11 protein-coding genes are annotated in these 11,465 nt (G+C 65.5%); all 11 read right to left on the bottom strand.

Annotation, left to right across the window (positions count from 1 at the left end):
* The coding region (locus AC630_RS19700) for an ATP-binding cassette domain-containing protein (protein WP_074120139.1) at positions 1-811 on the bottom strand (811 nt) is incomplete at its 3' end.
* Positions 808-1,818, bottom strand: coding sequence for an ABC transporter ATP-binding protein (locus AC630_RS19705; RefSeq protein WP_074120171.1), 1,011 nt, complete (start codon positions 1,816-1,818; stop codon positions 808-810). The genes AC630_RS19705 and AC630_RS19700, both read right to left, overlap by 4 nt.
* A 2-nt stretch (positions 1,819-1,820) precedes the next feature.
* A complete protein-coding gene (locus AC630_RS19710) occupies positions 1,821-2,708 on the bottom strand; it encodes an ABC transporter permease (RefSeq protein WP_074120140.1) in 888 nt (295 codons plus the stop codon).
* Complete coding sequence (locus tag AC630_RS19715) at positions 2,705-3,655, bottom strand: ABC transporter permease (protein ID WP_074120141.1); 951 nt, start codon at positions 3,653-3,655, stop codon at positions 2,705-2,707. The genes AC630_RS19710 and AC630_RS19715 overlap by 4 nt, the downstream gene beginning before the upstream one ends.
* A gap of 86 nt (positions 3,656-3,741) precedes the next feature.
* Positions 3,742-5,163 carry an amidase gene (locus AC630_RS19720; protein WP_074120142.1) on the bottom strand — a complete coding sequence of 474 codons (1,422 nt, stop codon included), beginning with the start codon at positions 5,161-5,163 and terminating at the stop codon, positions 3,742-3,744.
* Positions 5,164-5,286: 123 nt separating this feature from the next.
* Positions 5,287-6,222, bottom strand: a complete 936-nt coding sequence (locus AC630_RS19725) for a carbohydrate kinase family protein (protein ID WP_074120172.1) — start codon at positions 6,220-6,222, stop codon at positions 5,287-5,289.
* Positions 6,223-6,227: 5 nt separating this feature from the next.
* The gene (locus AC630_RS19730; RefSeq protein WP_074120143.1) at positions 6,228-7,868 is read right to left on the bottom strand and encodes an FGGY-family carbohydrate kinase; all 1,641 of its coding nucleotides are present in this window, start codon (positions 7,866-7,868) and stop codon (positions 6,228-6,230) included.
* A 37-nt stretch (positions 7,869-7,905) separates the two neighbouring features.
* On the bottom strand, positions 7,906-8,679 hold the full coding sequence (locus AC630_RS19735; RefSeq protein WP_074120144.1) for an SDR family NAD(P)-dependent oxidoreductase: 774 nt from the start codon (positions 8,677-8,679) through the stop codon (positions 7,906-7,908).
* A gap of 20 nt (positions 8,680-8,699) precedes the next feature.
* Entirely contained in the window at positions 8,700-9,707 is a 1,008-nt protein-coding gene (locus tag AC630_RS19740) for an ABC transporter ATP-binding protein (RefSeq protein ID WP_074120145.1), read from the bottom strand.
* A gap of 15 nt (positions 9,708-9,722) precedes the next feature.
* A complete protein-coding gene (locus AC630_RS19745) occupies positions 9,723-10,553 on the bottom strand; it encodes a carbohydrate ABC transporter permease (RefSeq protein ID WP_074120146.1) in 831 nt (276 codons plus the stop codon).
* A gap of 4 nt (positions 10,554-10,557) precedes the next feature.
* Positions 10,558-11,430: a carbohydrate ABC transporter permease gene (locus tag AC630_RS19750; protein ID WP_074120173.1), complete on the bottom strand. Its 873-nt coding sequence runs from the start codon at positions 11,428-11,430 to the stop codon at positions 10,558-10,560.
* Positions 11,431-11,465: the final 35 nt, after the last annotated feature.

Consider the following 11,465-nt stretch of genomic DNA (forward strand, 5'->3'; position numbering starts at 1 on the left):
GCCGCCGGCCACCGCCGGCGCGCGCCCGCGGCACGGCATCCAGCAGCGCCCGCGTATAGGGATGGGCGCAGCGCTCGAACAGATCCTCCGGCCTGCCCTGCTCGACGATCCGGCCGAGATACATCACCGCGACCTCGTCGCAGAGATAGTCGACGACGGCGAGGTCATGGCTGATCAGGATGTAGCTGAGGCCGAACTGCTCCTGGAGGTCCTGCATCAGGTTCAGAACCTGCGCCTGCACGGAGACGTCGAGCGCGGAGACCGGCTCGTCGGCGACAATCAGCTTCGGCTGGGTGATCAGCGCACGCGCGATCGCGATGCGTTGGCGCTGGCCGCCGGAAAACTCGTGCGGATATTTGTCCATGTCCGCATCGCGCAAGCCCACCTGACGCAGCACCGCGGCGACCCGTTCGCGGAATGTCGTGCGATCGGCGCCCTCCAGCACGGTCAAGGGCTCGGCGACGATGCGCGCGATGGTCTGCCGCGGATCGAGCGACCCGTACGGGTCCTGGAACACCATCTGGAAATCGCGGCGCGCGCGACGCAGCTCGTCGGCGGAGATCCGGTTGAGATCGCGGCCGAGCAGCGCGACCTGGCCCGACGTCGGGCGCTCCAGCGCCATCACCACCCGCGCAAAGGTCGACTTGCCCGAGCCGGACTCGCCGACGATGCCGAGGCTCTTGCCGGCATCGACCCGCACACTGACGCCATTGAGCGCGCGCACCTGACCGGGCGGACGGAACAGGCTTTCCCGCGGCAGCGTGTAACGCTGCTCGAGATCCTTCACGTCGAGAAGAGGCGCGGCGGTCATGCGGACAATGCTCCGACCTCGGCCATCGAGACATCGGTGCGTACGCAGCGAACGGCGTGACCCGGACCGACCTCGACCATCGACGGAAGCGCCGCGCGGCATTTGTCCTCGACCAGCGGGCAGCGATCGCCGAACGTGCAGCCGGCCGGCAGGTCTGCGAGCTCCGGCACCGTGCCCGATATCGTCTTCAATCGCGTCCCCTTGCGTGCGCCGAGACGCGGACGGGCGCGGAACAGGCCCTGCGTGTACGGATGTCCCATGCGGCGGAACACCTGGTCGGTCGGGCCGCTCTCGACGACCGTGCCGCCATACATCACCATCATGCGCTGCACGTTCTCGGCGATGACGCCGAGATCGTGCGAGATCAGGATCATCGACATGCCGCGTTCCTCGACGAGATCGGCGATGAGGTCGAGGATCTGGCCCTGGATGGTGACGTCGAGCGCGGTTGTGGGCTCGTCCGCGATCAACAGGTCGGGCTCGCAGGCGAGCGCCATGGCGATGGTGACGCGCTGGCGCTGGCCGCCGGAGAACTGGTGCGGATAGGCATCGATGCGCTTGGCCGGATCGGGCAGTCCGACGCGGTCGAGCAAGGCGATCGCCTCTTTACGCGCCTGCGCCGCCGAATATCTCTTGTGACGCCGCAGCGGCTCGGCGACTTGATGACCGATCGTGTGCATCGGGTTGAGCGCAGTCATCGGCTCCTGGAAGATCATGCTGATGCGGTTGCCGCGCAGCCGGCAATAATCCGGATCCGAAAGCCCGACGAGCTCGCTTCCGTCCAGCTTGATGCTGCCGGTGACGACGGCGCTGTCCGGCAACAGCCCCATCAGCGACAGGGCGGTGACCGACTTGCCGCAGCCGGACTCGCCGACGAGCCCGAGCGTCTCACCGCGCTTCAGGGCAAAGCTGACGCCGCGCACGGCCTGTGCCGGCCCGCGGCTGGTGTTGAGCCGGACACCGAGATTGTCGACCTCGATCAGGGGCTTGGTTGAGCGCTCGCCCATCGTCATCGCTCCCGGGCCAGTCTTGGATCGAGCAGATCGCGCAATCCATCGCCGAGGAGATTGAGGCCAAGCACAGCGACCGCAATCGCCGCGCCCGGATAGACCGCGAGCATCGGCGACTGGAACAGCAGTGTCTGCGCATCGTTCAGCATCCGCCCCCAGGACGGCTGCGGCGGCTGCGTGCCGAGGCCGAGATAGGACAAGGCGGCCTCGGCGAGGATTGCGAGCGCGAACTGGATGGTTGCCTGCACGATCAGGATCGACAGGATGTTCGGCAGCACATGCTCGATGGTGATGCGGAAAGCCCCCTTCCCCGACGCGCGCGCGGCCAGCACGAATTCCCGCGCCCAGATCGCGTTGGCCGAGCCGCGCGTCAGCCGGGTCAGCGTCGGGATCTGGAAAATGCCGATCGCGACGATCGAGGTCACCATGCCCGGCCCCACGACAGCGGCGAGCATGATCGCGGACAGCACGGCCGGAAACGCGAAGGTGAAGTCAGAGAAGCGCATGATGATCTCTTCGGTCCAGCCGCGCTTGGCGGACGCGATCAGGCCGAGACAGACGCCGAAGGTGAGACCGATGCTCACGGCGATGACGCCGACCAGGATGGTCGAGCGCGCGCCCGCGAGCAGCAACGAGACGATGTCGCGGCCGAAGGAATCGGTGCCGAGCCAGTGCGCCGCCGACGGTGGCCTGAGTTTCGAGGCGATGTCGATCTCGTACGGCGACCATGGCGTCCACACCAGCGACAAAAGCGCCGAGGCGAGCACCAGGAGGGTCAGCGCACCGCCGAGGACGAAGCTGCGATGGCGCAGCGCGCGGCCCCAGAACGTCCGGGCCGGCACACGACGCGTTGCGACCGGTGTGTCAATGGTCAAGGGCGCACTCACAGGTCGTGAACCTTGATGCGGGGATCGATGAAGGCATAGAGCACGTCGACCACGAAATTGACGATGACGACCATGGCGGCGAGCAGCATCACGCAATTGCGCACCACGATCAGGTCGCGGTTGGCAATCGACTGGAAGATCAACCGGCCAAGGCCCGGCAGATAGAACACGTTCTCGATCACGATGGTGCCGGCGAGCAGATTGGCGAATTGCAGCCCCATCACCGTCATCACCGGGATCATGGCGTTGCGCAGCACGTGGCTCCACAGCACCTCGCGCTTGCCGAGCCCCTTCGCGCGCGCGGTACGAACAAAGTCTTCGCGCAACACCTCGAGCACAGCCGAACGCGTGACGCGCGCAAGGATCGCGGCCTGCACCACCGCAAGCGAGATCGCAGGTAACAGCAGCGACTTGATGCCCGGCCAGATACCGTCCTCCCAGCCGGCAAAGCCGCCCGCGGAGAGCCATTGTAGCCTCACCGCAAACAGGAGGACCAGGAGGATCGCAAACCAGAAGTTCGGCAGCGCGATGCCGACCTGCGTCAGGGACATCACGCCGACATCGCCGAGCTTGTTGTGGTTGGCGGCGGTGTAGATGCCGGCCGAGAGCGCCAGCGTCACCGTGATCAGCATCGACATGATCGCGAGCGGAATGGTCAGCACCAGCCGCTCCGCGATCAGGCCCGCTACCGGCGTGCCGTAGACATAGCTGTTGCCGAGATCGCCGACGAGGAGGCCCTTGATCCATTGCAGGTAGCGAACCGCCAGCGGCTGGTCGAGCCCGAGCTTGACGGTGAGCGCGCGCACCGCATCGGCCGAGGCATCGGCACCCATCAGCATCTGCGCGGCATTGCCCGGGAGAGCGTCCAGCACCAGGAAAATGATCAGGGATGCGCCGACCAGCGTCGCCAGCAGGGTCAGGACACGTCGAAGGACAAATACGCTCATGCGCGCTCGGGTTCAGGGCTCACCGGCGGCACGATCTACATGTCCGGACGCCGGACGCAAGCCCTTTGCGGCACGTCATCAACGCCTCAGCCGGGCCGGCGGGACAGAAGGTCCTGCGAAGCCTCGAACAGTGCGCTGACGCGCAGCAATTCCGCATCGCTGCGGAAGCGACCGACGAGTTGAAGCCCGATCGGCAGACCGTCGCCGCCGAAGCCGCAAGGCAGGCTGATTGCGGGATGCCCGGTCATGTTGAACGGCATGGTCCAGGGGAACCAGTGCGGCCGGACGCTGTCGAAATGCTTGCCGTCGATTTCGATGGTGCCGAACAGGTCCTGGCCGATCGGCAACGCGGTGCGCGTGATGGTCGGCATCGCCAGGAAGTCCGCGCGCGCAAGCAGGGATTGCACGCGGCGGAACAGCGCGGTTCGCGCGAACATTGCCTCCTGGTAATCGACGCCGCTGACATTTGTCGCAAGAGCGACCTGCTTGACGAAAGCTTCGCTGAGAACGCCGCCATGCTCGGCAGCCAGCTTGGCGAAACGCGTACGCCAGACCGTGTGGTTGATGGCGCGCCAGATCGGCTCGACGTCAAAGCCCTCGCCGGAGAACTCCTCGAGCTCGGCACCCAGGCCCACCAACCGATCAAGGCTCGCCTTGAAGGCCGCGGCAACATCCGCGGACACGGGACGACCGGGCGGCGAGGCGCAGAACAGGATCCTCTGCCCGCGCAGATCGCCGCGCGGAACGGCGGTGCCGATGAAATCGGGCACGGGAACGCCGATCGACCAGGGATCACAAGGATCCTCGCCGGCCATCGCCTGCATCATCAGCGCGGTGTCAGCGACGGTACGCGTGGTCGGTGTGACATAGGTCTGGTTGCCGAAAGCGTCGAGCGCCTGACTGTGCGCGATCACGCCATTGCTCTGCTTCAAGCCGACCACGCCGTTGCAGGCGGCCGGTATCCGCGTCGAGCCGCCGCCATCGGTCGCGATCGCGAGCGGCGCGATGCCGCTCGCAACGGCCACCGCCGCCCCACCGCTGGAGCCGCCGGAAGAACGCTCCGCGCTCCAGGCGTTGCGAGTACGGCCGAACAGCGGCGAATCGGTCAGGCACTTGCTGCCGAACTCGGGCGTCGTGGTCTTGCCTATCAGGATCGCGCCTTCCGCACGGAGCTTCGCAACCGCGACGGCATCCTCAGTGGGTACATTGTCCTTGTAGGGAACGGCGCCGAAGGTAGTCTTCACGCCGCGCGTGTTGACGATGTCCTTGACCGTGACCGGAAGTCCATGCAGCAGGCCGAGCGGCTCGCCCGACATCACCTTGCGCTCTGCTATCCGCGCCTCTGCCATCGCCTCGGCGCCGCAGAGCGTGATGAAGCAATTCAATTCGGGCTGAAGCGCCTCGGCGCGTGCCAGCACCGCGCTGACGACATCGACCGGTGAAACCTCCTTGCGGGCGATACGCGCACGCAGTTCGGCGGCGGACAGGAAACAGAGATCGTTGCTCATAAGGGCAGGCTCGCGTCAGGACGCGCGGACCTTGCCAGCGGGCACCCATTCTGTCCATTTCGGATGCCGCATGGCCGCAGTCCGCCGGGACATCTCGGAAATCGCAAGCCCCTGACGCGTTGCCTACCAGTTCCAGGCGATCTCATGGCTCCAGGGCGGATCGGCGCCCGGGCGCGTGCAGGTCAGGCCGGCGCAGCTGGCAGCAAAGGACAGCGCAAGGCGGAGTTCATCTGCGCCAATGTCCTTCAGTTGTGGCCGGGCGAGACGTCCCTGCTTGTGCAGGGCGAACAGCAGCGCCGCCTGAAAGCTGTCACCGGCGCCGATCGTGTCGGCGATCTCGACCTTCGGCGCGGGCACTTCGATCTGCCCCGCCCTTGCGTGCCACGCGATGGCGCCATTGTTGCCGCGGGTGATGACGACGAGGCTGACACCTCGCGCGAGCAGCGTGCCTGCGCGCTGCTCGTAAGGCTCATCTCCAAAGAGATAGGCGAAGTCGACGTCCGACATCTTGATGAGGTCGGCGCCATCCGCGAACTCGGCCATGCGCGCAAGGTAAGCCGGCTTGTCCTTGACCAGATTGGGACGGCAATTCGGATCGAAGGAGATCGTCGACGACGCGCGCGCGTCTGCAAGCAGGGCTTTCGTCTCGGCGGCGCCCTGGTCGTTGACAAGGGTCGTCGAACCGACATGGACGGCTTCGACGTTCGCAAATGGAATTGTCCCGCGCCGGTACGTCCAGTTCCGTGTCGCGGTCCCGACATCGTAGAAGGCGTAATGCGACTCGCCCGCGACGATGCGGACGAAAGCGAGCGTGGTCTGGTGATCGCTGCGGGTGGCAAGCCCCAGTTCGACGTTCGATGCTGCGGCGTGGTCGGCGATCATCCGTCCGAACAGGTCGGTCGAGATGCCACCGACGAAGCCGGTCGCCACGCCCAGGCGCGCCATGCCGATCGCAACATTGAGGCAGGAGCCGCCGACCGCCGGCATCACCGCCTCGCGTCCCCCAGCGTTTCGCGTCGGCACGAAATCGATCAGCGCATCGCCGCAGGCAATCAGCATGTCTTTCAACCTCCGGCGCGCATCGCCGCACGGCTGCCGCGATCGACCTCACGCAGCAGCTTGTACACCTCGCGCTTGCGGGCATGAAAGGCGGCCATGTCGGGCGTGGTCGGCTCGCTCTTCCGTCCCAGCGCCGACATCTTGGCCATGGTCTCACCGATCGAAGCGTAGGCGCCGCCGGCCACCGCCCCGAGCATCGCGGCGCCCAGCAGCACCGGCTCCTTTGTTTGGGGCAGCGCCACCGCGAGGCCGGTTGTGTCGGCCATGATCTGCCGCACAAGCGGGCTGCGGCTCGCGCCGCCGCCCATGATCATGATGCTGGAGCGAACGCCATGCGCGGCAAAGGCCTCGATCACCTCCGCAAGGCCATAGGCGAGCCCGCAGAGACCGGCGACGAACAACTGCTCCATCGACCCCATGTCGGTGTCGAGGTCGAGGCCCGCGATCACCGCGCGCGTATCAGGATCGGCGTAAGGCGAGCGATTGCCGATGAATTCAGGGAGGACATGGACGGCGCGGGCCAGCAGCGCGGCGCGGCTGGCATCGCCCGCGCGTGCGATGATGCGACGCTCCAGGAAATCGATGAGGTCGAGACCCTCGCCGCGCGCCGCCGCGCTCGCCTCGGCATGGCCGGGATGTGACTTGAGGAGATGATCGATCGCGGCGCCGGCGGCCGACTGGCCACCCTCATTGAGCCAGAAGTCCGGCACCATGCCAGAGTAATAAGGACCCCATACGCCGGGTACGAAGCACGGCTCTTTCGTCGTCGCCATGATGCAGGCCGACGTTCCCATGATGTAGGCAAGGCGATCGCAGACATCCGTCGCACCGCCCGATCCGTCGCGGCCGCCGATCGCGCCGATGCCGCCGGCATGGGCGTCGATCAGCGACGCGCCGACCGGCGTTCCCGGCGACAGGCCCAGCTCGGCCGCGGCAGCGCGGGTAAGGCCATCGCCGAGGCGTGTGCCAGGCGCGACGATCTCGGTGCCGATGCGGGCGTATTTCTCGGCAACGAAATCGGAGAGGCCAATGCGCTGGAAGAACGGCGCGCTCCAGCCGCCGCTATCATGTGCGAGGTAGTTCCATTTGCAGGTGACTGTGCAGGTCGAGCGCCGGAGCGAACCCGTCGCGCGCCAGGTCAGGTAATCCGCCAGATCGAAGAAGTGACCGGCGGCATCGAAGCTCGCGCGCAGGTGACGCTTCAGCCACAGCAGTTTCGGCATCTCCATCTCGGGCGAGATCGAGCCGCCGACGTAGCGCAGCACGGCGTCCCCGGTCTCGTTGATCAACCGCGCCTCGGCCGTGGCGCGATGGTCCATCCAGACGATGACGTTGCGCTGCTTGTCGCCAGAGGCGCTGACGGTGACCGGCTCGCCCTGGGGATCGAGCACCACGAGAGAACAGGTGGCGTCGAAGCCAATGCCACCGACGCCATCGGGCGCAATGCCGGCTTCCGCCATCGCCGCCCGCACCGATGTCGTGCAGGCGTCCCAGATGTCCTGGGAGGACTGCTCGACGATGTCGCCGGCCTCGTGCCAGATCCTGATCGGATGCCGCGCAGTCGCAAGCAAGGTCCCGGCCCCGTCAAACACTCCTGCGCGCGTGCTCGTGGTCCCCACGTCGACGCCGATATAGGCTTGCGGCATTGTCACTCCCGGTCGCTTCGTCAGTTTTGACGCAAGCCTACCAGCAAGTGTAGCCGCCATCCACCAGCACGATGCTGCCGGTCATCAGGCTCGCGGCCTCCGAAGAGAGGAATAGCACGACCGACGCGATCTCCTCGACCTGTCCCATCCGCGCCATCGGGGTTCCACCGATCCAGGCGTCGTACATCCTGGGATTGCTCTTCACGAAGGCATTGAGCGGCGTCTCGATATAGGTCGGCGCCACCGCGTTGACGCGGATGCCGCGCGCGCCCCATTCGGCGGCCAGCGACTTGGTGAGATGGTGCACCCCGGCCTTGGAGGCGTTGTAGAAGCACTGCTCCTGCGGCTTGTTGACGATGAAGCCGGACATCGAGCCGACATTGACGATGGCGCCGCTCTTGGCCTTCAGCATGTGCTTGCCGAACTCGCGGCAGCACCAGAAGGTGCCGTTGAGATTGACGTCAATGACGTTGAGCCAATGCTCGTCGGTGACGGTCTCGGCCGGGGTCTCGCTGCGGGCAATGCCGGCGTTGTTAACGAGGATGTCGACCTTGCCATGACGTGCGACGAGATCATTGGCAACCTCCGCCACGCGCCTGGTGTCGGTGACATCCATAATCGCGGTCTCGATGTCGTATCCCTTCGCCTTCAGGCCGGCTTTGGCGCTGTCGGCGACCTTGCTATCGCGGTCGCCGACGATGACCCTGGCGCCGGATTCAGCCAGCGCCTCGGCGCAGGCGAGACCAATGCCCTGCCCGCCGCCGGTGATGAACGCGGTCTTGCCATTCAGTTTGAATTTTTCCAGGTACATGGCGGTCTTCCCGTTTCTTGTTAGCCCCTGATAGCGTTGCCGCTCTCGTCGAAGCGGTGAATGCGCGTGGGGTCCGGCACCAGCGACACGCGGTCGCCGGCATGCAGGCTCAATTCACCGATGTAGCGCGCGGTCAGCATCCCGAGCGGCCCGGCATCGACATAAAGAAACGTGTCGCTGCCGAGATGCTCAGCGACCGCGATTGTGCCCAGCCAGCCGCCGGCGCCATCACGCTCGATCTTGATGTGTTCCGGCCGCACGCCGATGGTCGTTGCGCCCTGTTGCTTGGCAGGCTCGCCGGTGACGAAGTTCATCTTGGGCGAGCCGATGAAGCCGGCGACGAAGAGATTGGCGGGCTTCTCGTAGAGTTCCAGCGGCGAGCCATATTGCTCGATCTTGCCGCCGTTGAGCACGACGATCCTGTCGGCCATGGTCATGGCCTCAACCTGGTCGTGGGTGACGTAGATCGCGGTGGTGCCGAGCTGTTTCTGGAGTCGCGTCACCTCGATGCGCATCTGCACGCGGAGCGCGGCGTCGAGGTTGGACAGTGGCTCGTCGAACAAGAACGCCTTGGGCTCGCGGACGATGGCGCGCCCGATCGCAACGCGCTGGCGCTGGCCTCCGGAGAGCTCGCGCGGCTTGCGGTCGAGATAGGGCGTGAGGTTCAGCGTCGCGGCAGCAGCCTCGACCTTGCGATTGATCTCGTCCCTGGGCAGGCCCGCCATCTTCAGGCCGAAGCCGATATTGCCGCGCACGCTCATGTGCGGATAGAGCGCGTAGGACTGGAACACCATCGACAGCCCGCGCTTGGCGGGCGGCGTGTCGACCACGTTCTTGCCGTCGATCAGGATCTTGCCGCCAGAGACGTCCTCGAGGCCTGCGATCAGCCGCAGCAGCGTGGTCTTGCCGCAGCCTGATGGTCCGACGAACACCACGAAGGAGCCGTCCGCGATGTCGAGGTCGGCGCCCTTGATGATGTGCACGGGACCGAAGGATTTCTGCACGCCCTGAAGTGTGATCTGACCCATGATCCGGCAGCCTCTCTACTTCACCGCGCCAAAGGTGAGCCCGCGCACGAGCTGCTTCTGGCTGAACCAACCGAGGACGAGAATCGGCGCGATCGCGAGCGTCGATGCCGCCGACAATTTTGCCCAGAACAACCCTTCCGGACTCGAATAGGATGCGATGAACACGGTAAGCGGCGCGGCTGCCGAGGTCGAGAGATTCAACGTCCAGAACGCCTCGTTCCAGGCGAGGATAAGGTTGAGCAGCAGGGTCGACGCAAGGCCCGGGATCGCCATCGGCGTCAGCACATAGACGAGCTCGCGGCCGACCGTGGCACCGTCCATGCGCGCGGCCTCAAGTATGTCGCGCGGAATCTCCTTGAAATAGGTGAACAGCATCCAGATGACGATCGGCAGGTTGCCGAGGCACAGGATGAACACGAGGCCGATGCGGGAGTCGAGCAGACCGAAGGTCTTGTAGATGAGGTAGATCGGCACGAGCACGCCGACCGGCGGCATCATCTTGGTGGAGAGCATCCAGAGCAGGATGTCCTTGGTGCGCTTGGTCGACGAGAACGCCATGGACCAGGCCGCTGGAATCGCGATCAGGAGGGCGATCAGCGTCGAGCCGCCGGCGATGATGATCGAATTCAGCGCGTGATGGATGTAGTCGCTGCGTTCCTGCACCGTCGCGTAGTTCTCGAGGGTCCAGTCGAAGAACAGGAACGACGGCGGAATGGCAAAGGCCTCGAGTTCGGTCTTGAAGCTTGCCAACACCATCCAGAGGATCGGGAAGAAGATCAGGAAGCCGCACAGCCACGCCGCGATCGTCGATACCGCCACCCGCCTTGTCGTCGCCATCCGCGCCATGATGTCAGGCCTCCAGATTGCGGCCGACGATGCGGACGAGGAAGAAAGCCACGATGTTGGCGATGACCACAGCAACCAGTCCGCCCGCCGACGCGCTGCCGACATCGAACTGGATCAGTGCCTGCGAATAGATCAGGAAGGCAATGTTGGTCGTCTGCAGGCCCGGACCGCCGCCGGTGGTGACGTAAATCTCCGCAAAGACCGTGAGCAGGAAGATTGTCTCGATCAGGATCACGACCGTGATCGGACGCGCCAGGTGCGGCAGCGTGATGTAGATGAAGGTCGAGAGCGGGCTGGCGCCGTCCATTTCGGCCGCCTCCTTCTGCTCCTCGTCGAGCGACTGCAACGCGGTGAGCAGGATCAGGGTTGCGAACGGCAGCCATTGCCAGGCCACGATCAGAATCACCGCGAACAGCGGCGCGTCGTTGAACCAGTCGATCGGCGTCAGTCCGAACAGCGAGGCGAGCCAGGCAAACAGGCCGGAGACCGGATGCATCAACAGGTTCTTCCAGACCAGCGCGCTCACCGTCGGCATCACGAAGAACGGCGCGATCACCATCAGCCGCACGAAGTTGCGGCCGACCACGGGCTGGTCGAGCAGCAACGCGAGGGGAACGCCCAGCAGGATCGTCAGCGCCAGCACGGAGCCGACCAGCACCAGTGTGTTCTGGAGCGAGGCGAGGAAGGCGGGATCGGTGAGGAAGTAGCGGAAGTTTTCCAGCCCGATGAACTCTTCCGAGCCGGGATCGAGCAAGCTGTAATGCAGGGTCGAAAAGTAGATCGTCAGCACAAGCGGAACGATCATCCAGATGAACAACAGCCCGACGGCCGGGGTCAGAAGCGACCGCGCTAGGAACTGCGTCTGCCGGGTTGCCATCCACGCTTCTCCGCTTGCGGGAAGAAGGCGGCCGT

Origin of the sequence: Bradyrhizobium sp. AS23.2, from assembly GCF_001908185.1 — a bacterium.
Classification (GTDB): Bacteria; Pseudomonadota; Alphaproteobacteria; order Rhizobiales; family Xanthobacteraceae; genus Bradyrhizobium.